18 protein-coding genes and 1 tRNA gene are annotated in these 22,781 nt (G+C 68.7%); 12 read left to right on the top strand and 7 right to left on the bottom strand.

The features are described 5' to 3' along the window. Positions 1–152: 152 nt before the first annotated feature. Genes EV659_RS09670 through EV659_RS09685 form a run of 4 tightly spaced genes read left to right on the top strand, consistent with a single transcriptional unit; the run spans position 153 to position 1,920 of the window. Positions 153–407 carry a hypothetical protein gene (locus tag EV659_RS09670; RefSeq protein WP_132708683.1) on the top strand — a complete coding sequence of 85 codons (255 nt, stop codon included), beginning with the start codon at positions 153–155 and terminating at the stop codon, positions 405–407. Beyond that, positions 404–622 carry a DUF4326 domain-containing protein gene (locus EV659_RS09675; protein ID WP_132708684.1) on the top strand — a complete coding sequence of 73 codons (219 nt, stop codon included), beginning with the start codon at positions 404–406 and terminating at the stop codon, positions 620–622. The genes EV659_RS09670 and EV659_RS09675 overlap by 4 nt, the downstream gene beginning before the upstream one ends. A 12-nt stretch (positions 623–634) precedes the next feature. Next, entirely contained in the window at positions 635–889 is a 255-nt protein-coding gene (locus tag EV659_RS09680) for a helix-turn-helix transcriptional regulator (RefSeq protein WP_132708685.1), read from the top strand. Beyond that, a complete protein-coding gene (locus EV659_RS09685) occupies positions 877–1,920 on the top strand; it encodes a site-specific integrase (protein ID WP_132708686.1) in 1,044 nt (347 codons plus the stop codon). The genes EV659_RS09680 and EV659_RS09685 overlap by 13 nt, the downstream gene beginning before the upstream one ends. A 107-nt stretch (positions 1,921–2,027) precedes the next feature. Here EV659_RS09685 and EV659_RS09690 read toward each other — a convergent pair. From EV659_RS09690 to glpX, 3 genes are all read right to left on the bottom strand, one after another. Further along, a tRNA-Glu gene (locus EV659_RS09690) sits at positions 2,028–2,103 on the bottom strand. Between the two features lie 273 nt (positions 2,104–2,376). Next, positions 2,377–4,215 (bottom strand): single-stranded-DNA-specific exonuclease RecJ, encoded by a 1,839-nt coding sequence (recJ, locus tag EV659_RS09695; RefSeq protein WP_132708687.1) that lies wholly within the window; start codon positions 4,213–4,215, stop codon positions 2,377–2,379. Then, a complete protein-coding gene (gene glpX / locus EV659_RS09700; RefSeq protein ID WP_132708688.1) occupies positions 4,199–5,164 on the bottom strand; it encodes a class II fructose-bisphosphatase in 966 nt (321 codons plus the stop codon). The genes recJ and glpX overlap by 17 nt, the downstream gene beginning before the upstream one ends. Positions 5,165–5,316: 152 nt before the next feature. Here glpX and phaC point away from each other — a divergent pair, with 152 nt between their 5' ends. Both phaC and EV659_RS09710 read left to right on the top strand, forming a co-directional pair. Beyond that, positions 5,317–7,185, top strand: coding sequence for a class I poly(R)-hydroxyalkanoic acid synthase (gene phaC, locus EV659_RS09705; protein ID WP_200287568.1), 1,869 nt, complete (start codon positions 5,317–5,319; stop codon positions 7,183–7,185). A 560-nt stretch (positions 7,186–7,745) separates the two neighbouring features. Then, positions 7,746–8,597 carry a helix-turn-helix domain-containing protein gene (locus tag EV659_RS09710; protein ID WP_132708689.1) on the top strand — a complete coding sequence of 284 codons (852 nt, stop codon included), beginning with the start codon at positions 7,746–7,748 and terminating at the stop codon, positions 8,595–8,597. Here the strand turns inward: EV659_RS09710 and EV659_RS09715 are convergent. Then, a complete protein-coding gene (locus tag EV659_RS09715; RefSeq protein WP_132708690.1) occupies positions 8,569–10,920 on the bottom strand; it encodes a S9 family peptidase in 2,352 nt (783 codons plus the stop codon). The two genes, EV659_RS09710 and EV659_RS09715, sit on opposite strands and share 29 nt — an antisense overlap. 179 nt (positions 10,921–11,099) lie before the next feature. On the opposite strand from EV659_RS09715, the gene EV659_RS09720 reads away from it, so the two are divergent. From EV659_RS09720 to EV659_RS09735, 4 genes are all read left to right on the top strand, one after another. Then, positions 11,100–11,483, top strand: a complete 384-nt coding sequence (locus EV659_RS09720; RefSeq protein ID WP_132708691.1) for an RNA polymerase sigma factor — start codon at positions 11,100–11,102, stop codon at positions 11,481–11,483. Positions 11,484–11,516: 33 nt separating this feature from the next. Next, entirely contained in the window at positions 11,517–11,831 is a 315-nt protein-coding gene (locus tag EV659_RS09725) for a FecR/PupR family sigma factor regulator (protein ID WP_165878823.1), read from the top strand. A gap of 87 nt (positions 11,832–11,918) precedes the next feature. After that, positions 11,919–12,863, top strand: a complete 945-nt coding sequence (locus tag EV659_RS09730; protein WP_200287570.1) for an alpha/beta fold hydrolase — start codon at positions 11,919–11,921, stop codon at positions 12,861–12,863. Then, positions 12,860–14,155, top strand: a complete 1,296-nt coding sequence (locus tag EV659_RS09735) for a threonine ammonia-lyase (RefSeq protein ID WP_132708693.1) — start codon at positions 12,860–12,862, stop codon at positions 14,153–14,155. Before EV659_RS09730 ends, EV659_RS09735 begins: the two co-directional genes overlap by 4 nt. A 343-nt stretch (positions 14,156–14,498) precedes the next feature. Here EV659_RS09735 and secA read toward each other — a convergent pair whose 3' ends face one another. Next, entirely contained in the window at positions 14,499–17,399 is a 2,901-nt protein-coding gene (secA, locus tag EV659_RS15050; protein WP_132708694.1) for a preprotein translocase subunit SecA, read from the bottom strand. 397 nt (positions 17,400–17,796) lie between these two features. On the opposite strand from secA, the gene EV659_RS09745 reads away from it, so the two are divergent. Further along, positions 17,797–18,423 carry a c-type cytochrome gene (locus EV659_RS09745; RefSeq protein WP_165878824.1) on the top strand — a complete coding sequence of 209 codons (627 nt, stop codon included), beginning with the start codon at positions 17,797–17,799 and terminating at the stop codon, positions 18,421–18,423. A gap of 297 nt (positions 18,424–18,720) precedes the next feature. Continuing rightward, entirely contained in the window at positions 18,721–21,462 is a 2,742-nt protein-coding gene (locus EV659_RS09750; RefSeq protein WP_165878825.1) for a M1 family metallopeptidase, read from the top strand. Between the two features lie 41 nt (positions 21,463–21,503). On the opposite strand, the gene EV659_RS09755 is transcribed toward EV659_RS09750, so the two are convergent. After that, a complete protein-coding gene (locus EV659_RS09755) occupies positions 21,504–22,364 on the bottom strand; it encodes a C40 family peptidase (protein WP_132708697.1) in 861 nt (286 codons plus the stop codon). Positions 22,365–22,370: 6 nt separating this feature from the next. Further along, the gene (locus EV659_RS09760) at positions 22,371–22,760 is read right to left on the bottom strand and encodes a MarR family winged helix-turn-helix transcriptional regulator (protein ID WP_200287572.1); all 390 of its coding nucleotides are present in this window, start codon (positions 22,758–22,760) and stop codon (positions 22,371–22,373) included. Between the last annotated feature and the right edge of the window lie 21 nt (positions 22,761–22,781).

Here is a 22,781-nt window from a genome sequence, read left to right on the forward strand (position 1 = left end):
GAGGTGGCGATCAATGGCGGCCGGCCGCCGGTGTCGCCGCTGGACAATGAGGTGATGGTGGCGCTCGGCCGACGCCGTGCCGGCCGCCTGCTCGACGGCCGCGAGCACACCGCCCTGCCGGCCGCCCTCAGCCCAAGCCGGAGGGCGGCGGCATGATCCAGATGGTCGATCACGAGTGCCCGATCTGCGGTCGGACGATCCGCGGCTCGGGTTTCTTCCGGCACGTAACAGGCTGCGCCGGCGTGGGGCAGATGGACATGCGCACAGTTTGGGAAGAGCCCGCCTATCGCGGGCACCTGGTGCAGCGGTGGCGCGCCACGCCGATGGGAGCGGCTGTCCACCTCACAGCACTCAAGCCGCGCGTCGCCAACTGGCGAACCGTCACGATCAAGAGGGCGGCGGAATGATCGACACATGGCGCCGCCCTACCCGCTGGGGCAATCCCTACGTCAGCCGGACGGACGCCGACCGTGTCCATGCGGTCGCTTGGTATGCCGCGCACATCGCCCCCCATCTGCCGGTGCATGAGTTGCGGGGTCGCGATTTGGCCTGCTGGTGCCCGCTCGACCAGCCCTGCCACGCCGACGTGCTGCTGGCGCTGGCCAATGGCTCAACCAATTGACGAGGGGAGAACATGACAGCGTCCAAACTCCCGCCTGAACGGCTGCCGGGCTGGCCCGCACTGATGGACGAACAACTCGCTGCGGCCTTTGTGAGCCTGTCGCCCGGTCAATTGCGCGCCGGTGTGCAGCGTGGAGAATTCCCCAAACCCCTGCGGATCGGACGCCGCGTGCTCTACCACCGTGACGCGATGAGCCGCGCCATCAATGCGCGGGCCGGCATCCAAGACCACCATGCAGAAATCGAAGAAACCGGATGGGAATTGTAGACCTGAAGTACCTGGAATGTGTGCGCACTCGGAAGCGGCTCGCCGACGGCACGTATCGCTATTACGAGCACTGGTATTTTCGCCGTAACGGTCGACGTCACAAGCTACCGCCGCCCAACACGCCCGGATTCCATGAGCGCTATCAGAGCCTGCTGCGAGACACGGTCTGTGAAGGCCCCCTGCCAGGCACGGTCGCCGCGGTCGTTGCCGAGTACCGGGCAAGCCCGGAATTGGCGAAGGCGGCGCCGTCGACACGCGCGAACAGAGATCGATATCTGGATTTGCTCGCCCATGATTATGGGCGTCAATCGATGGTTCGCCTCGACACACCGACCGTCTACAAGCTGCGCGACCGGTACGCCAAGACACCCGGCAAAGCCGATAACCTCGTGGCGACGCTATCGGCTCTATGCGGGTTCGCAATCAAGCGCGGGGTCATGAGGCGCAATCCGTGCCAGGGCGTTGAGCGACTTGCCGACGGCGAATACGAGCCCTGGCCCGCACCAGTAATGGAACGGGCCCTGGCCGACGCCGGACCGATGCTGCGCCTGGCGATCCAGAGCCATTTCTATACCGGCCAGCGGATCGGCGATGTGGTTCGCCTCCGCCGTCCAGCGCCACACGACCACACCGTCCAACTGGTGCAACAAAAGACCGGCAAGCACCTGATCATTCCGCTGCACCGCGACTTTCGCGCTGCCATCGACCGGGTGCCGCCGGCGCCGAGCGGGTCGCCAGCGGCCGGACTGCTCTTGTACAACCGAGCCAACAAGCCGTTTACCAAGGACGCGCTACGCGATCGATTGCGCACGCTAATGAATCGTCTCGACACCGACTACAAGTTTCACGGGCTGCGCAAGAACGCCGTGATCGCCCTTTTGCAAGCAAGTTGCAGCGTCGCCGAAACCGCATCGATCACGGGCCAGACCTACGAGCTGGTGGAGTACTATGCCAAGCGCATCGATCAGTTGCGCATGGCCACATCGGCGATCAGCAAATGGGAAAGGGCGGACGGTCACGATACGGACTAGATCGTCCAAGAGTGACGCGAACAGGATGGGAACGGTGACAAACCAATTGCCAAACCGCCCAAGGCAACCCATTCTTGCCCATTGCTTTTTCGCAGTTTTCTGGGAAGTGGTGACCCCTACGGGACTCGAACCCGTGTTTCCGCCGTGAAAGGGCGGCGTCCTAGACCGCTAGACGAAGGGGCCAACCGACCGAGGCGGCAGCGTGTGCCGCGTCGTGTGGGCGCTTGCTATCCAATCGACGCCAATGCGTCAAGGCATCAATCGACACAAGCGATGAAGTTTTTTCGCTGCGCCCAGAAAACCGCCAAAAACCAAGCAACACACACAGGATAGAAGCGAGACCGCCCGGCCACAAAAGGCACTAAAACAGCGGCGACACACCCCACAACCGCCACCAACAACAACGCGCGCGCCACGGCCCAAGCGCCATCCCTCGGCGAGCGCCCCGCCGGGCAATCAGTCGGCCGGGGCGGCGTCGTCCAGGTGCAATTCGGCCTTGGGCTCGGCGCCCCAATCGTCGCGCTTGAGCCGGCCGGCGAGGTGAAACGCCCGGCCCTTGCCGGCCAGCAGTTCAGCCCCCCACGGCGTCTCGGCAGACCGGAACGCCATTGCCTTGAGCCGGCCGCCCGCCGGCCCGGTGACGATCAGCCGCACATGGTCGCGCCCGACCACATCGGCCTTGACCACCCGCGCCGGCGTGACCGCGAACCGCGGCCCGGGATTGCCCATGCCGAACGGCGCCAGCCGCTCCACCGCCGCCACCAATTCAGGCCCCGCGCCGTCGACGCTGAGCACACCGTCGAGGGTTAGCGCGGCGTCGGCGCGCGCCGCCGCCACCGGACCTGCCAGGCGCGCGTCGAGGAACGCCCGCAACTCGTCGAGCCGGTCGAGCGCCACGGTCATGCCGGCGGCCATGGCGTGGCCGCCGCCCTTGCGCGCCAGCCCCTCGGCGACCGCGTCGATGACCACAGCGCCCAGATCGACGCCGGGGATCGAGCGCGCCGAGCCCACCGCCTCGCGGCCGTCGTCGCTGTGGGCGAGGACCACCGCCGGGCGGTCGAAGCGCTCCTTCAGCCGGCCGGCAACGATGCCGACCACGCCCGGGTGCCAGCCGGCGCCGTCGACCACCAGCACCGGCCGGTCGCCGGCCATCTCGGCGCGCGCCGCCGCCTCGTCGAGCACCGCGGCCTCGATCTGCTGGCGTTCCTTGTTGAGCCGGTCGAGGGTCGCGGCAATAGCCGCCGCCTCGGCCTCGTCCTCGGTGGTCAGCAGCCGCGCGCCGAGGCCCGCATCGCCGATGCGCCCGCCGGCATTGATGCGCGGCCCCAACAAAAAGCCCAGATGATAGGCGTCGGGCGCGCTGTCGACGCCGGCCTGGTCGGCGAGCGCCCGCAGCCCGGGCCGGGCCCGTTTGGCCATCACGCGCAGCCCCTGGGCCACCAGCGCCCGGTTGGGGCCGACCAGCGGCACCAGATCGCACACCGTGCCAAGCGCCACCAGATCGAGCAGCCCCAGAAGGTCCGGCCCGCCACGGGCCGGCAGGGTGCCCGCCTGGCGCAGTTGCCGGTCGAGCGCTGCGACCACCAGGAAAGCGACCCCCACCGCCGCGAGCCCGGTGCCCGCGCCGGACTCGTCCAAGCGGTTGGGATTGACCAGCGCCACCGCCGGCGGCAGCCGCGCCGGCGCCTTGTGATGGTCGATCACCAGCACGTCGAGCCCGGCGTCGCGCGCCGCGGTCAGCGGCGCCTCGGCCGCCGTGCCGCAGTCGAGACACACGACGAGATCGGCGCCGTCGCCGGCGAAGCCGCGCATGGCGTCGACCGACGGTCCGTAGCCCTCGGTCAGCCGGTCGGGGATGTGGATGCGCGGGCTCAGCCCGAGTGCGCTCAGATAGCGGTGCATGAGCGCCGCCGAGGTGGCGCCGTCCACGTCATAATCGCCGAACAGCACCACCCGCTGGCGCCGGGCGACCGCATGGGCCAGGCGCGCCACCGCCGCGTCCATGTCGCGAAACCCCAAGGGGCTGGGCAGCGCCGCCTTCAGGCGCGGGTCGAGAAACGCGTCGGCGGTGTCGAGGGTGACGCCGCGACTGGCCAGCAAGCGCCCGGCAATGTCGGGCAGCCCGAACGCTTGGGCCAACGCCTCGGCCTCGCGCGCGACCACCGGCACCAGCCGCCACGCGCGGCCCTTCAGCGACCGCGCGACGCCCAATAGCGGCGCGTCGACGGCCCCGCCGGCGGACGAGCCGAGCGGACCGGACGGACCGGGCGCTTGCGGGTCAGGCTGCGACGCCACCGCGATAATCCGTGGTGATCCAGCGTACCGTGCCGTGGTGGGCGCGCATGACCAGCGACTGGGTGCGCGCCGCCGTGCCGCGCAGACGCACGCCGCGCAGCAGCGAGCCGTCGGTGACCCCGGTGGCGGCGAACACCACGTCGCCGGCGGCCAGGTCGGTCAGCTCGTACTTGCGGTCCAGATCCTCGATCCCCCAGCGGTGTGCGCGCTGGCGTTCGTCATTGTTGCGGAAGTGCAGCCGGCCCTGGAAGAAGCCGCCGGTGCAGCGCAGGGCGGCAGCGGCCAGCACGCCCTCGGGCGCACCTCCAAGGCCCATATACATGTCGATATCGGTATCGGGGTCGGTGGTGGCGATGACGCCGGCCACGTCGCCGTCGGTGATCAGATGGACGCGGGCACCGACCCGGCGCAGATCCTTGATAATGTCGGCGTGGCGCGGCCGGTCGAGCACGCACACGCCCACCTGGCCGGGTTCGACGCCCTTGGCCTTGGCCAGCGCCAGCACATTGTCGCCCGGCTCGCGGTCCAGGTCGACGATGCCGGCGGGATACTGACCGCCGACCGCGATCTTGTTCATGTAGACGTCGGGGGCGTTGAGCAGATTGCCGCGCTTGGCCGCCGCCAGCACCGCCAGCGCGTTGGGGCCGGCCTTGGCGGTCAGCGTGGTGCCTTCGAGCGGGTCGAGCGCGATGTCGATCTCAGGCCCGCCACGGCCCACTTCCTCGCCGATATAGAGCATCGGCGCCTCGTCGCGCTCGCCCTCGCCGATCACCACCCGGCCCGACAGGTCGAGGCTGTTGAGCTGATCGCGCATGGCTTCCACGGCGGCGGCGTCGGCCGCCTTCTCGTCGCCGCGTCCGATCAAGTGCGCCGCCGCCACCGCGGCCCTTTCGGTCACCCGGACCAATTCCAACACAATGCGACGGTCCAGCGGCTGCTCGGACGACATGGCCTTTCCCCTGTGACTAAGCGTGGTCAACGAACTGGGCGTGGTGAACGGACGGGCTGCGCGCGGCGATGTGAACACTTCGCCCTTGCGCGGGACTAACCCAGCGCGTCAAAAGAAACCAGGGCAAAAACACTGCCGTTGGGGAGAAGCCGATGAGTCAGGACGACCGCCGCACGACAGACGGCCCGGCCTCGGATCACGCCGCCGATCCTACCGCCGAACACGCCTGGGACGAAAACTGGGATGAGTTCCAGGCGCTGTCGGAAAACATGATGCGCGTCGCCGCCAAATCGCAACAACTGGTCAACGCCTTCGTCATGCGTCAACAGCAAGGCGGCGGCGCGCAGCCGACCGTCGACCCGTACAATATCGGCGGCGCATTCCTCGACCTGACCGCGCGGATGATGGCCAACCCCGCCGTGCTGGTCGAAAACCAGATGCAGCTTTGGCAGGACTATATGCGCCTGTTGCAGACCAGCGCGCTGCGCTTCCTGGGCGAAGACGCCGAACCGGTGATCTCCCCGGAACGCGGCGACCGGCGGTTCCGATCCGACGCCTGGACCGAGAACCAGCTGTTCGACTTCATCAAGCAGTCCTATCTGCTGGCCGCGCGCTGCATCCAGAAAAGCGTCGCCGAGGTGGACGGCCTCGACCGCGAGGACCGGCGCAAGGTGGATTTCTACACCAAGCAGTTCGTCGAGGCCCTGTCGCCGTCCAACTTCCTGCTCACCAACCCCGACGTGCTGCACACCACGCTGTCGGAGAAGGGCGAGAACCTGGTTCGCGGGCTCGAACACATGCTGGCCGACCTGGAACGCGGCGGCGGCGAGCTCAACATCCAGATGACCGATGCCGACGCCTTCGAAGTCGGCCGCAACATCGCGGTCAGCCCGGGCAAGGTGGTCTATGAGAACGCGTTCTTCCAACTGATCCAGTACGCGCCGAGCACCGAGCAGGTACACGACCGCCCGTTGCTGATCTTCCCGCCCTGGATCAACAAGTTCTACATCCTGGATCTGACCGAGAAGAAGAGCTTCGTGCGCTGGGCGGTGGCCCAGGGCCACACCGTGTTCATGGTGTCGTGGGTCAACCCCGACGGCAGCTTCGCCGACACCACCATGGCCGACTATATGCGCCACGGCCATTTGGAGGCGCTGCGCGTGGTCGAGGCGATCACCGGCGTGCGCGGCATCAATGTGATCGGCTATTGCGTCGCCGGCACCTTGCTATCGGCGGCCCTCGCCTATCTCGACGCCAAGGGCGAGGCCGACCGGGTCAACAGCGCCACGTTCCTGACCACCCAGGTGGATTTCGCCGATGCCGGCGACCTGTCGGTGTTCGTCGACGAGGAACAGTTGGAGATCCTGCAGGAAAAGATGGAAGCCAAGGGCTATCTGGACAGCAAGGCCATGGCGACCACCTTCAACATGCTGCGCTCAAGCGACCTGATCTGGTCGTTCGTGGTCAACAACTACATGCTGGGCAAGGAGCCGTTCCCGTTCGACCTGCTGTACTGGAACAGCGACTCGACCAATCTGCCCAAAGCCATGCACCTGTTCTATCTGGACAAGATGTATCAGAAGAACCTGCTGGCCGAACCCGGCGGCATCACCCTCGACGGCGTCGCCATCGACCTGCGCACCGTCAAGACGCCGGCTTATGTGCAGGCCGGCAAGGAAGACCATATTTCGCCGGCCAACTCGGTCTACAAGATCACCCAGCTCTTTTCCGGCCCGGTGCGCTTCATGCTGGCGGGCTCCGGCCACATCGCCGGGGTGGTCAATCCGCCCGAGGCGAACAAGTATCAGTATTGGACCAACACCCGCAAACCGCCCCAAACCCTGGATAAATGGTTCGAGAAGGCGGAGGAGCACCCGGGCTCCTGGTGGCCCGACTGGCAGCACTGGATCGCCCGCAAGGCCGGGCCCAAGGTGCCTGCGCGCACGCCGGGCGACCATCCCGACTTCCCGGCCATCGAGGACGCGCCCGGTCGCTACGTCAAGGTCAAGGGCGACGGCTGAGGCACGCGCCCCGGCGGGTCCGAGTCGTCGCCCGCGAACACCGTCCGAGGACCAGCCGCCGACGCCGCAACCGACACGACCCGCTCGCCAAGGCGGCGCTGAGCGGTCAGCGCGTGGGCGCCGGGCGGGCGGCGCCACCTGGGCGTTCAATGCCCGCTCTCCCATGGCACACGACGTTTGAAATTTGAAGCGACGCAAAAGATATTTATCAATCCACATGAAAAAATCGTCATCCATGGCCGATTTTTACAATACGGCAGGGCCCGCTCACGCCATCATCGGTGGCGAGACGGTTGGTAAGGGTGCCGCGTGGGGGGATTGGACGGCTTCGGCCGGATACGCGGCACGCTCTGCATCACCGCCTCGACGCCGGAGTATCACCGTCCGGTGATACCGTCCTTTGGGCGCTGTCTTGAGGGGGCTCGTCCCAAAGGTTTCTTTCCCGACACCACTTGGGGTGAACAGTGCACGCTGTTCACCCCTTTTTTATCACTTGATTGAGGCGCAGCACCGCGGCATTCACAGTTTGAAAAAACTGGTGTCGGACACAGATCAAGATCATGAGAATGCTTCGCGCCCAGCCGGGCGCCGCGCTGCAACCATACATTGACAACGTTTTCCACCTGTTCATCGCCGAGACCGGCACGACGGTCTTGACCGACCGTATCCTGCCGCAGATCCCCACCATCTATGTCTTTCTGGACGGTCGCGGGGGCCTGACGGCGGATGCCGGACGCTGGTTCGGCCCAACCCAGGCGGTGCTGGCCGGGCCGCTGACCCGACCGGTGGAAATCGTGCTGGAACCGCCGGTCGCCGTCGCCGGCTTCGGCCTGCGCCCGTCGGGCTGGGACGCGCTGGTGGCCTGCCCGGTGGCCCAGATGGTCGACCGCATCGCCGACCATGGCCAGGTGGCCGCCGAGGATTTGAGCCACCTACCGGCCCGACTGGCCGGCCTGGCGGCATCGGACGCGCTGGCGCTTCTCGACCGTCACCTGACCGAGCGCATCCGGGCCAACGGCACGCCGCCCGACCATCGCGCCGTCGAGATCCGGGAACTGGTCGACCAGGGCCATGTGACCAGCACCAAGGCGTTGAGCGAGCGGCTCGGCCTGAGCGCCCGCCAGACCAGCCGCTACACCAAGGACAGGTTCGGGATCGAGCCCAAACTGATGATGCGCATCGCGCGCTTTCAACGCGTGGTCGCCCGCATCATGGCCGAGAACGGCAGCGCGGGCGCACCCGGTGACTGGCTTTACGCCGAATACACCGACCACGCTCACTTCACGCGCGATTTCAAGCACTTCGCCGGCACGACCCCGGCCCGCTACTTCGCCGAGCCACACCCTCTCTGGCACAGCGTCTGGGCCAGCAAGGCCGACCTGTTCAGCGACCAGGAGGCATACGCCGAGTGAAGAAGTCGAGCGCGTCGCGCCACAGATGGGCGCGGGTGTCGGTGCCGCGAATGCCGTGGCGCTTGCCCGGATAGCCCATCAGATCGAAGCGCACCCGCCGGTCCTGCAACGCCGAGATCAACTTGACGCTGTGGTCGAAGAACACATTGTCGTCGGCCATGCCGTGGACCAGCATCAAGCGGTCGTCGCGGAACCCGTCCAGATACCGGAACACGTTCGACGGGGCATAGCCGTCATGGTCCTGGGGCAGGCCCAGGAAGCGCTCGGTGTAATGGGTGTCGTAGAGCGTCCAGTCGGTCACCGGCGCCACCGACAGCCCGGCGGCGAAGCGCTCGGGCGCCTGGGCCAGCAGCATCAGCGTCATGTAACCGCCATAGGACCAGCCCCAGACGCCGACGCGCTCGGGGTCGGCGATGCCGGCGTCGATCAGATGGTCGAGCCCGGCCAACTGGTCCGCCACCTCGGCACGGCCCATCTGGCGATAGATCGCGCCCTCGAACGCCTGGCCGCGATTGGCCGAGCCGCGATTGTCGAGCGCCATCACCGCATAGCCCTGGCGCGCCAGGATCTGGTTGAAGTCGAGCGACCAGCTTTTCGACACCCGCTGCACCCCCGGCCCGCCATAGACCGCGATCACCGTGGGATAGCGCCGCCCGGCTTTATAGTCGGCGGGCAGGCGCAGGCTGTAGTGCAAGGCGGTGCCATCCTCGGCCTCGATGGTGCCGAAACGCACCGGCGCATGGGTCTCAAGATAGGGCGCATAGGGATGATCCGCGCCGAGCCGGTTCTCAGACAGATAGGCCACCCGCTCGCCCTCGGCGGTCAGCAGCGCCACCCGCGGCGGCGTGTCGGGGGCCGAATAGCGGTCGACCACGAAACGCCCGTCGGGCGACACGCTGGCGCTGTGCCAGCCCGCCGGCCGGGTCACCCGCTCCATGTCCTCGGGCGCAGGGTCGAGCGGCACCCGATAGAAATGGCGCTCGACCGGCGTGTCGGCATTGGCGGTGAAATAGACCCAGCCGCCGGCCTCGTCGACGCTGGGGCTCGACAGCACCGCCCAGGCGCCACGGGTCAGCCGCGCCATGGTCGCGCTTTCCACGTCGACCCGGTACAGCTGGGGATAGCCCGAGCGCTCCGAGGTCCACAAGAACGCCCGGCCGTCGTCCACGAACACCGGATTGTGGTGGATATTGACCCAGGTGTCGGCGGTTTCGGTCAACAATGTCTCGACCGCGCCGGTGTCGACCGCCACCGACAGCAGGTCGAGCCGCTTCTGGTCGCGGCTTTGGCGCTGCACGGTCACCCGCGCGCTGTCGGGCATCCAGGCGACGCGCGCGATATAGCTCGACGAATCGGCGCCAACGCCCAGCGCCCGGTCGCCGCCACCATCGGGGGCGACCACCCGCAACGCGACCAGCGCATTGTCGGTGCCGGCGAAGGGATAGCGCTGCGCCACCGTGGTCACGCCGCCATCGGCCGCCACCTCGTACCGCGCCACTTCCGCCACCGGCGAGCGGTCGACCCGGGCATAGACGATGCGGCTGTCGTCGGGCGCCCACCAATAGCCGGTGGTACGCTTCATCTCCTCCTGGGCCACGAACTCGGCGCGCGCATTGATGATCGCGCCGTCGCTATCCTCGGGCACCCGGGTCACCCGGGTCTCGGCGCCGCTGTCCAGGTCGATCACATAAAGGTCGGCGTCGCGCACGAACGACACATAGCGCCCCTGGGGCGAGAATTTGGCGTCGGTCTCGGTGGCCCCGGTCTCGGTCAGGCGGCGCACCGTGCCGCCGGGCCCATCGCCGCCGGCCGCCTCGGGCGTCAGCAGATAGAGATCGCCGCCCAAGGGGAACAGCAGGCTCTGCCCGTCGGGCGACCATTGATAGGCGACGATGCCCGAGCCGGTGATGCGCTGGCGCTCGCGCCGCGCCTTCTCCACCTCGCTCAACGCTTCCGCCTCGCCGCCGAGCAGCGCCTGGGCGTCGGCGAGCTTGGCGGCCCGGCCGGTCTCCAGGTCATGGGCCCACAGATCGCGCACGGTGGCGTCGTCGTCGCGGCCCTTGAGATAGGTGACCAGCCGCCCGTCGGGCGAGAACCGCACCGAGGAGATGGTGGCGCCGCTGAGGCTCGGGCTCGCCACCAACCGGTCTATGGTCAGCCGGCCGGCCTCGGCCTGCGCGTCGCCGGCTTCGGCAGCGCTCGCCCCCGCCGGCGCCTCGGCCAGCGCCGGCAAGGCCACCGTGGCCGCCACCAACGCGGCCGCCCAGCGCCGTCCCAACCGTCGTCCCGCCTGACGCCCGTCCGTTGACCAGTCCTGACTCATGGTGCCTCCTTGCTACGCGCCGGCGCGTCGGCCGGCCAGATCCTCGAGTCATCGGTAGCCGCAGCCCCGATAGACGGGCGAAAGGCAAGCATGGTCCGGGCGATAGCGCAAGGCTCTTGCCTCGCCCCCCAGCCTTGGGTTTAGGCTAAGCGCGACGCTGTCAGACAGGGCTTTGCCGCATGACCCGCAAGCATGGCGACGACGGGCCACCGGGCCAGGAACCGGGTGCCTTGACCGGCACGGCCGATGGGCGTGCGGGCGCCGGTGTGCCGGCCGAAACGCCGATCCGCCGCGCCGGGTCGTCCGCAAGCGTGCCGCTATCGCCGTCGCAGCGGGCGTGTTTGGCCCGTGCCATTGAGGGGCTGCCGCGTCGGGCGCGGGCGGCGTTTCTGCTGCATCGCTTCGATGGCTTGAGCTATGGCGAGGTCGCCCGCCGCCTCAACACCTCCCCCGCCAAGGTGGAACGCGACGTGGCCCGCGGTCTGGACGCCTGTCGTCGGGCGCTGACCCCGCTGCCGCCGGCGCCGCGCTCGACCATGCCCCGTTCAGCGATGGGGGTTTGAGCGATGCCGGGCTGCGCCATGCCGAAATCCGCCATGCCAACGCCGCCCGGTCGGCCGACACCCCTGAACAGGGACACCGCGCTGCGCCAAGCCGCCGGGTGGTTGGCCCGTCTGCGCGCCGACGACGCGGGCGAGCGCGACCGCGAGGCGTGGCGCCGCTGGCGTGACGACAATCTCATGCACCGCCGCGCCTTCGAGGACGTGACCCGGGTCTGGGCCGCGCTCGACGGCCTGGGCGACGACACCCCCGCCCTGCCCAGCGCCCCCGACCGCAGCCTGCCGGTGACGGTGGCCACCGCCTGCGCGACCGTGGCTTTGGCCGCGTTGATTATTATCCGAATTCTGTAACACTGCCGGTCGTCGGGCAGCGGAGAGGCCAGCGCGCCGTCCTCGCCCGGCGCGCCGGGCTTGTGCCGTTTGCGAGAGCTTCCCCCGATGACCGACCATCCGCCCGACCAGCCCCCCGCGTCCCGACCAGCGGCCAGCGACGCCACCGCCATGGCCGGCATCGAGCCGCGCGTCGAACCGGCCACGCTGACCAGCGCCGACGGCCTGACGCTGTTCTATCGCGACTATGCGCCGGGGCCCGAGGCGGCGCCGGGCGCGCGGCCGCTGCTGTGCCTGCACGGGCTGACCCGCAACAGCGCCGACTTCGCCGACTTCGCCGCCCATATGGCGGCCAGCCGCCGGGTGGTCGCCGCCGACATACGCGGGCGCGGCAGGTCGGACTGGGCCGCCGACCCCGACAGCTACGCCCTGCCCACCTATGTGGCCGACGTGACCGCGCTGATGACCCATGCCCGGCTCGACCGCGCGGTGGTGGTCGGCACCTCCATGGGCGGGCTGATCGCCATGGGGCTGGCGGCCACGGTGCCGGCGCGCCTGGCCGGCGTGGTCTTGAACGATATCGGCGCCGAGATCGGCGTCGCCGGGCTCAACCGCATCGCCGGCTATGTGGGCAAGGACACGGCATTCCCCTCCTGGGACGCCGCGACTGCGGCGGTGCGCGCGCTCAACGCGCCGTTCTTCGCCGACTTCAGCGATACCCAATGGGCCACCTGGACCCGCCGGCTGTGCCGCGAACGGGCCGACGGCACGGTGGCCTTCGACTATGACCCGGCGATCGCCCGGTCGCTCGGCGGCGCGGCGACCGTGCCCGCCGACCTGTGGGGCGCCTTCGACGCCCTTCTGCCGCTTCCCACCCTGGCCGTGCGCGGGGCGATGTCGGACATCCTGACCGACCAAACGCTCGCCGCCATGGTGACCCGCAAACCCGACCTGGAAACGGTCGTGGTCGAGAACCGCGGACACACCCCGACCTTGACGGAGCCCGCGGTTCTGTCTTCCCTGCATCGCTTTTTGAAAGGATTGGACACATGACAGCCGATGCCCCACCGTCCGCCGCCCTGAAGCCGGCCCCGGCCGCCGCCGGGGGGCAAGCGGTGATTACCATCGACGACGTGCGCCAGGCCGCCGAGACGATCCGCGGCGCCGTCATCGAAACGCCGGCCGCCGCCTCGGCCACCCTGTCGGCGATCCTGGGCATCGACATCGCGCTCAAGTTCGAGATTTTCCAGTTCACCGGCGCGTTCAAGGAACGCGGCGCGCTGAACCGCCTGCTCGCCTTGACCGAGGCCGAACGCGCCGCCGGGGTGATCGCCATGAGTGCCGGCAACCACGCCCAGGGCGTCGCCTATCACGCCCGGCGCCTGGGCATCCCGGCAACCATCGTCATGCCGCGCGGCACGCCGTTCACCAAGATCCGCGGCACCGAGGATCTGGGCGCCAATGTGGTGGTCGAGGGTGCCAGCCTGGTCGAAGCGGCGGCGGCGGCCGAACGCCTGCGCGCCGCCGGCGGGCTGACCTTCATCCACCCCTATGACGACCCGCTGGTGATCGCGGGCCAGGGCACGGTGGCGCTGGAGTTCCTCGCCCAGGTGCCCGACCTGGACCGGCTGGTGGTGCCGATCGGCGGCGGCGGCTTGATCGCCGGCATGGCGGTGGCCGCCAAGACGATCAAGCCCGAGATCGAGATCGTCGGCGTCCAGACCGAAGCCTATCCGTCCATGCGCGAGGTGCTGGCGGGCCGCGATTTCACGCCGCTGCGCCACACCATCGCCGAGGGCATCGCGGTCAAGACGCCGGGCACGCTGACCCGCCAGATCGTCGCCGACCTGGTCGACGACATCGTGCTGGTCGACGAGGCGCATCTGGAGACCGCGATCAACAATCTGATCGAGATCGAGAAGGTGGTGGTGGAGGGCGCCGGGGCCGCCGGGCTCGCCGCCCTGCTCCAGCACCCCGAGCGGTTCCGCGACGGCAAGAAGGCCGGCCTGGTGCTGTGCGGCGGCAATATCGACAGCCGCGCGCTGGTCGCCTGCGTGTCGCGCCAGTTGGAGCGCGACGGCCGCTTGTCGCGGCTGCGGGTGATCGCCCTCGACCAGCCGGGCAGCCTGGCCGAGACCAGCCGCATCGTCGCCGAGGCCGGCGCCAATGTGCTTGAAGTGTTCCACCGGCGCCAGTTCGCCACCGTGCCGGTCAAGTATATCGAGTTCGACGTGGTGGTGGAGACCAAGGACCGCCAGCACACGGCGCGCCTGATCGACGACCTGGAACGCCAGGGCATCGAGGTGGAGAACATCACCTATCTGGAACGCCCGCCGCGCGCCTGACCGGTGCTAAATCCCGCCCGCCGGCCCACGCCCGGGCCGGCGGCTGCCCAAGCCCCGGGCTGGCGCCCCCGCGCCGCCCCGTCACACCGGTTTGCGACGCGACGCGCCCGATCATTGCAGGCACCACCGAGGCCCGCATGTCACCACCCCGGTCATTGCGAGCGCCTGCGCGACGCAATCCAGGGCCGTCTGCCCGTTATACCGCCACATCTGGGTGCGGAGAACCGCCGGTAGCGTCCGCAACCGACGGCTGGGTGGCATCGCGTAAGCGCTCGCCATGGCGGCGAGGCCTTGGGCTGCGCGCGCGACGTGGGACCGGTCCGGCGCGGCGGTCGCCCGGCGCCTAGAAGGCGCCGTGGCAGTGCTTGTATTTCTTGCCCGAGCCGCACGGACAGGGCTGGTTGCGCGACACCCGGCCCCAGGTATTGGGGTCGCGCGGGTCGATCTCGGCCGAGGCCGAGCGGGTCGCGCGCGGCTGGGCGGCGACGGCCGCACCTGCCGCCGCCACGCCCGCCGGGTCGAGCGACGCGCCCGACGGCACGCCGGCACCGGCAAGCGCCGGTTCGGGCGTCTCGTGGCGCGCCTGCATCTCCTTCGGCGCTTCGGGCGGGCGCAATTCCTCGGGCAGGTCGGGCGTCGCCGGCTCCATGTTGATCTGCAGGCTGGCAAGCAGGCGCGTGATCGTCTCGCGCACATGGGCCAACATGCCCTCGAACATGGTGAAGGCGTCGGTCTTGTACTCGTTGAGCGGGTCGCGCTGGGCATAGGCGCGCAGGTTCACCGTCTGGCGCAGATGGTCCAGATTCTGCAAGTGGTCCTTCCACTCGTCGTCGATCACCTGCAACAGCAGCGACTTCTCGACCCGGCGCCACAGTTCGGGGCTGTGGTTGGCGGCGCGCTCGGCCATCAACCGGTCGGTGGCGTCGCGCAGGCGCTCGTGGATCTCGGTCTCGTCGATGCCGTCCTTTTCGGCCAGCGCGGCGACGTCGAAGTCGCGCCCGAACACGCGGATCAGGTCGGCCGACAGCGCGTCAAGGTCCCATTGTTCGGGGAACGACTTGGCCGGCACATGCTTGGCCACCAGGGTGTCGAGCGCTTCGTGGCGCATGTCGCGGATCACGTCGGACACGTCGTCGGCGTCCATGATCTCCAGGCGCTGCTCGAACACCACCTTGCGCTGGTCGTTCATCACGTCGTCGAACTTGAGGACGTATTTGCGCGCCTCGAAGTTGCGCGCCTCGACCTTCTGCTGCGCTTTCTCGATCGCCCGGTTGAGCCACGGGTGAACGATCGCCTCATCCTCTTGGATGCCCAGCTTGACCAGCATGGAATCCATGCGTTCGGGCCCGAAGATCCGCATCATATCGTCTTGCAGCGACAGGTAGAACTTGGTCCGACCGGGATCGCCCTGACGCCCGGCCCGGCCGCGCAACTGATTGTCGATGCGGCGCGATTCGTGGCGCTCGGTGCCGATGATGTAGAGACCGCCGGCGTCCTTCACCTGGTCCTTTTCGGCCTCGGTCTCGGCGCGCACCTTGTCGGCGAGCTTGGCATAGGCGGCGCTTGCCGGGTCCATGTCGCCGGCCTCGTCGGCCAGGCGCATGTCGGGGTTGCCGCCCAGCTGGATGTCGGTGCCGCGCCCGGCCATGTTGGTGGCGATGGTCACGCCGCCCAAGCGCCCGGCCTGGGCGATGATCGCCGCTTCCTGTTCGTGATAGCGCGCGTTGAGCACCTGGTGCGGGATCGGCTCGACCTTTTTCTTGGGCTTGGCCGCGTCGTCGTCGCCCTTCTTGGCCTTCTTGCCCTTGGCCTCGGCGGCTTCGCGTTCGTCCTCGCGCGCCGCCAGGTCGGCCAGGAACTTGCGGTCCTTGAGCAGCTTCGACAGATGCTCCGACTTCTCGATCGACACCGTGCCCACCAGCACCGGCTGGCCGCGCTCGCGACAGTCGAGAATGTCCTTGATGATCGCGCGGTATTTTTCCTCGGCGGTGCGGTAGAATTCGTCGTGTTCGTCGACCCGCTCGATGGGCTTGTTGGTCGGGATCTCGACCACGTCGAGGCCATAGATATCGGCGAACTCGCCGGCCTCGGTGGACGCCGTGCCGGTCATGCCGGCGAGCTTGGGATACATGCGGAAATAGTTCTGGAAGGTGATCGAGGCGAGCGTCTGGTTCTCCGGCTGGATCGCCACGCCCTCCTTGGCCTCGACCGCCTGGTGCAGCCCGCCCGACCAGCGCCGGCCCTCCATCATGCGGCCGGTGAACTCGTCGATGATCACCACCTTGCCGGCCTTGACGATATAATCGGTGTCGCGCACGAACATCTTCTGGGCGCGCAGGGCCTGGTCCACATGGTGCACCAGCGACGTGTTCTCATAATCGTAGAGATTATCGGACTCGAGCAATCCCTCCTCGGCCAGGATCTGTTCGATCCGCTCGGTGCCCTGCTCGGTCAACTGGATGGTCTTGTTCTTCTCGTCGACCTCGTAATCGTCGTCCTCCAGGCGGCGGACCAGGCGGTCGACCTTGAGATAGAGGTCCGACTTGTCCTCGGTGGGGCCGGAGATGATCAGCGGCGTGCGCGCCTCGTCGATCAGGATCGAGTCGACCTCGTCGACGATGGCGAAATTGAACGGCCGTTGGACCATCTGTTCGCGCGCGAACTTCATATTGTCGCGCAGATAGTCGAAGCCGAATTCGTTGTTGGTGCCGTAGGTGACGTCGGCGGCATAGGCCTTCTGGCGCTCGGTATCGTCGAGGCCGTTGACGATCACGCCCACATCGAGCCCGAGCGCCCGGTAGATCGGCCCCATCCACTCGGCGTCGCGACGGGCCAGATAGTCGTTGACCGTGACGATGTGCACGCCCGCGCCCGACAGCGCGTTGAGATAGACCGCCAGCGTCGCCACCAGGGTCTTGCCCTCACCGGTCTTCATCTCGGCGATCGAGCCCTCGTGGAGCACCATGCCGCCGATCAACTGGACATCGAAGTGGCGCAGCCCGAGGGTCCGGCGCGCGGCCTCGCGCACCGTGGCGAAGGCTTCGGGCAGCAGCGCGTCGAGGGTCTCGCCCTCGGCGAGCCGGGCCTTGAACTTGTCGGTCTGAGCCCTCAAATCGGCGTCTGAGAGACCCGACAGAGCGTCTTCGAGTTCGTTGATCCGGGCGACCGTCTTGTCGAACCGCTTGATCACCCGCTCGTTGCGGGTTCCGAATACTTTCCGCGCGAGCGCGCCAAAGGCCGACATGACTACTCCTTGCGATGGTCCGAGGCGACGTGAGCCCGAAACGGCCCGTATCGGCGCGCCGGGCAACCATCCCCCACAAGCCGGGGCAGCGTGGGTCGGTGCGCGACGGAGACGGGCCGGGGAATGCTAGTCACATAAGAGGGGGCCGGGCTCAAGTCAACCGAACGCCAAGGCTCGCGGGATGGCTCGCGCCAAGCGGCGGCAGAAGGTTGCAGCTTGAACCATTGCGCCGGCGCGCGGCCGATGATACATCGCCGGCACGCGATGCGAGGGGGTACTCAGACCGGCGCAGGTGCCGGCGCCGCCGACCGCGATACAAAGCCCGGTGTTTGGCACCGATGCCAGGCAGGGGTGATGCGGCGTGGCCAGCGGTCATTCGAGAGGTGGAGAGAGCGCAGTGGATTCGTTCGAGTGGAACAAGATTTTCGCCGCCCTGTTGGTCGCCGTTCTGGCCAGTCAGCTCATCGGTTGGTTTTCCGATGCCCTCTATCATAACGAGCCGCCCGAAAAGCCCGCCTACGCCATCAATGTGCCCGGCGAAGAGGACGACGCCGCGACCGACCAGCAGGCCGAACCCGCCGAGCCCCAGGTGGCGACCATCGCGGTGCGCCTGCAAGATGCCTCGGCCGACAAGGGCGCGCGCGCGTTCCGCCGCTGTCAGGCGTGCCACAAGATCGGCGACGGCAGTCAACACGGCGTTGGCCCCGACCTCTACAATGTGGTCGGCAGCGATATCGCCGGTAAGGACGGCTACAACTATTCGACCGCGGTCGCCGGGCTCGAAGGCCAGTGGACCTACGCCAATCTCGACCGCTGGCTGACCGACCCCCAAGCCATGGGGTCGGGCTCCAAGATGGTCATGAAGGTGGGCGATCCGGACGACCGCGCCGACCTGATCGCCTATCTGCGCGCCAATACCGATAATCCGCCGGCCTTGCCCGACGCCGCCGCCGGCAGCGAGACCGGCGACAGTGAGACCGCCAACACCGACGCCGCCGCCGACAGCCCCCCCGACGAGGGCTGACGCCAGCGCGTCGCCGGCACGACAGCCTCCAAGGAGCCCAAAGGCAGCCCCCGATCGCCCGGGGGCTGCTTCTTTGCCGGTCGGCGCGGCACCCACCTCTGCGCCGCCCAGGGCCGCCCTGGGCCGCCCTGGCAAGCGTCCGCGGCTCCCCTTCCCTGGCCCATGTCACTGCTACCGCCCCGACCCCTTTAGATCGGGCTAAGCCTTTTGGGGCCTTTTCGGAACTGCTCGAAACTGTATCATGGCCGCCGACGGGACCCTCCCCATCCATTCGGAGCCGACAGAATGAAAACACCCATGCGACTTGCCGTGCTCGGCGCGGCCGTCCTGGCACTCGCCGCGTGCGAGCCGCAGCCGGACAAACCCGCCGCCGATCAGGCCGCCCCTGACACCATGGCGGACGCCGCCGCGCCGGCGGGCGATGTTGATATTCCCACCGGCCGCCTGGGCGACGCCGTGGTGCCGTCGCACTACCGGCTCGACCTGACCATCGTGCCGAGCGAACCCGGGTTTTCGGGCCAGGTGGCCATCGACGTGACGTTCAACGAGGCGCGCGAGCGGATCTATCTGCACGGCCGCGACCTGGACGTGACCGAGATCTATCTGACCGAGGCCGACGGCGACCGCGTCGACGCGCGCTATACCCAGGTGGACGAAACCGGTGTCGCCGCCGTCGACCTGGCCGAGACCGTCGAGCCCGGCGAGGCCACCCTGCACGTCACCTACACCGCACCGTTCAACCAGTCGCTCGAAGGGCTCTACCATGTGGCCGAGGGCGGCGAGGACTATGCGATCACCCAGTTCGAGGCGACCTCGGCGCGGCTCGCCTTCCCCGGCTTCGACGAGCCGGCGTTCAAGCAGCCGTTCGACATCAGCGTCACCGCCAAGGCCGACCACGCGGTGATCACCACCACGCCCGAGGTGAGCGCCGAGCCGCTCGACGGCGGCCTGGTCAAGCGCACCTTCGCCACCACCGAGCCCCTGCCCACCTATCTGCTGGCGTTCGCCGTCGGCCCGTGGGACGTGGTCGAATGGCAGCCGTTGCCGACCACCGAGATCCGCGACCGCACCGTGCCGCTGCGCGGCGTCGCCGCCAAGGGCAAAGGCGAACAGCTCACCTATGCGCTCGACAACACCGCCGGCATCGTCGAGGCGCTGGAGGACTATTTCGGCCGCCCCTACCCATACAAGAAGCTCGACATCATCGCCGTGCCCGACTTCGCCGCCGGGGCGATGGAGAATGTGGGCGCGATCACCTATCGCGAACAGTTGCTGCTGCTCGGCGACGGCACCAATGTGTCGACCCAACGCAAGCAATCCTATGCCCGCGTCCACGCCCACGAACTGGCCCACCAGTGGTTCGGCAATCTGGTCACCCCGGTGTGGTGGGACGACATCTGGCTGAACGAGGCGTTCGCCACCTGGATGGGCAACAAGGCGGTGCACGCCTGGGCGCCCGACCAGGGCTATGGCAACATCACCCTGCGCGGCATGCTGCGGGTGATGAACGTGGACTCGCTGCAAAGCGCGCGCCAGATCCGCAACCCCATCGACAGCAACCACGACATCGCCTCGGCTTTCGACGGCATCACCTATTCCAAGGGCGGCGGCGTGCTGGAGATGTTCGAAAGCTTCCTCGGCGAAGCGGCGTTCCGCGACGGCGTGCGCCTGCACATGGAGCGCTTCGCCCATGACGTGGCCGACGTGAACGACTTCATGGCCAGCCTGGCCGAAGGCGCCGATCGCCCGGACGTGGTCGAAGCGTTCGAAAGCTTCCTCTACCAGAAGGGCGTGCCCCTGGTCAGCGCCTCGGCCACCTGCACCGACGGCTCGGCCACCGTGTCGTTGAGCCAGCGGCGCTATCTGCCGGTGGGCTCGGATGCCGAGACCGACCAGCAATGGCAGATCCCGGTGTGCGTCGCCTATGGCGGCGACGGCGAGCGCGGCAAGGCCTGCGCGCTGTTCGACGCCGAACAAGCCAGCCCGATCACCATCGACGGCCAATGCCCGGCGTGGATCATGCCCAACGCCAATGGCTCGGGCTATTATCGCTGGACCCTCGACGACGCCGGCTGGAGCGCGCTGATCGATCATTTCGACGCGCTGAACACCCGCGAGCGCCTGTCGCTCGGCGACAGCCTGGCCGCCGCCTTCAACGCCGACGCAGTGTCGGTGGCGACGCTGGTGGACGCCGCGCGCATCCAGGCCAAGGCCCAGGCGCGCGAGGTGGTCATGAGCCCGGTCGGCGACCTGGCCAGCCTGCACGCCATGGTCGACGACGACGCCACCGAAGAGGCCATCGAGGCGCTGGTGCGCGAGCTTTACGCGCCCAAGCTCGACGAGATCGGGCTGAGCCCCTCGGAGTCCGAAGGCGTCGAGGTCAGCCTGATGCGCGCGCCGCTGGTCTCGACCCTGGCCCGGCTCGGCCAGCACGAAGACCTGCGCGACACGCTGGTCGAGATGGCCGTAGCCTATGTGGGCGACGAGGACGAGGCGCTCGACCCGACCGCCATCGACCCGAGCCTGATCGGCGTGGCGCTGGCGGTGGCGATCGACGAGGGCGACGACGCCTTCGCCGAGACGCTCAAGGCCAAGGCGCTGGCCTCGCGCGATGCCAGCTTCCGCCAGCGCGCCCTGGTCGCCCTGGCGCAAAGCGAGGACGACGACATGGCCGAAGCGATGCGCACATTGGCGCTGACCGACGCGGTGCGCGACAATGAGGCGACGGCGATCCTGTTCACCCTCATGGGCGTCGACGAGCACACCGACGACATGTGGGATTGGATCCGCGAACCGGCCAATTTCGACGGCGTGCTGGCGCGCATCCCGACCTGGAACAAGGGCGACATCGCCCGGGTCGGCAGCATGTTCTGCAGCGCCGACAAGGCCGACGAGGTGAAAGCCTACTTCGAGGGTCGCATCGAGACGCTGGAAGGCGGCCCGCGGGCCCTGGCCCAGACGCTCGAAGGCATCGAGCTGTGCGCCGCGGCCAAGGCGGCCAAGGCCGACGAGGTGAAAGCCTACTTCGAGGGCGACTAAGCCCACCCCGCCGCCGGCCCACACCGGGCCGGCGGTTGCCCTTAGGGGCGGACGATGCCGCTCAGCGGCTCGGCGTGGTCGCGGGCGAGCCAGGCGATCACATCGTCGAGCGGGTCGACGGTCACCGCCATATGGGTGGCGTTGGCGTGCAACAGCCGGCCCGGCGCCACCAGAATACCCACATGACCGGGGAAGAACGCCACGTCGCCGCGCGCTGCGGACGCCGGCGCCACGGCGCGGCCGGTGCGGCTGAGCGCCTGCCATTGCAGGTCGCTGTCGCGCGGCAAGGCCCGCCCGCAGGCGTCGAAGGCGATCTGGATCAGCGCCGAACAGTCAAGCCCCTCGGCCGACCCGCCGCCCCACAGATAAGGCGCGCCCAGAAACCGCTCAGCCACCGCAGCCGGCGCGTCGGCCAGCGCCTCCACCGGCGCCACATGCGGCGCCGGCACGTAATCGCCGTCGGCCAGGGCCAAGAACCCCGGCGGATGGTCGCCCGGCCGCGCGCACAGCCGGGCGCCGAAATAGACGCGGATGCGCGGCGGGTGCTTGATGTCGGGCCGGGGGTAGAGATGGCCCTGGCGAGCGGTGAACCGGTGGGTCGGGCGCTGCGGTCCGGGCTCCAGCGCCGCCGCCGGGATATAGCCCACATAGCCGTCGGCCGCCGCCTGGGCCCAGGCGAAGCCCTCCCCCTCGTCGAACACGGTGACCGCAGCGCCATAGAGCAGCTCGGTCATCAACCCGGCGTCCACATGGGGGGCGGAGCGCACCGGCGCGCGACCCCAGACCACGCGGTGCGGCACACCGTCGACGAAGCGCTCGGCGTCGACCCGGCCGCGCAGGCTGATCGCCGCCAGGTCGGGCCGCGCCGGGGTCAGGCGCGGGTCGAATTCGTTTGCAGTCATGGGATTTTATCCGAAGTCGGCGAGGCCCGCGTCGGCGCCGTCGTCGAGGCGCAGGCGCGAGCGGGTGATCAGGTCTTCGAATTCGCTCAGGAACACCGCGCCCTTGACCGTGCGCTGGACCAGCACGTTGCGCCGGTCGGCCGGGTCGCGGCGGCGCTTGAGCAGCCCGCGCCGGCCGAGCGTGTCGAGCGCGCGGGTCACCACCGGCTTGGCAACGCCCAATTCGGCGGCGAGTCCGCGCACCGTGTGCGGCGGGTCGTCCAGATAGACGGTGAGCAGAATGGTCATCTGCCGGGTCGACAGGTCGGGGCCGCTGCCCTTGACGCTGGCGAGCAAGGCGCCGCGCCACAGGTGCAGAAGCTGTCGCGTCTCGTCGCCCCGTGCTGATCCCGACACGGTCATCCCCTCGCTCGCGGT

The sequence above is a fragment of the Rhodothalassium salexigens DSM 2132 genome, assembly GCF_004341375.1.
Classification (GTDB): domain Bacteria; phylum Pseudomonadota; class Alphaproteobacteria; order Sphingomonadales; family Rhodothalassiaceae; genus Rhodothalassium; species Rhodothalassium salexigens.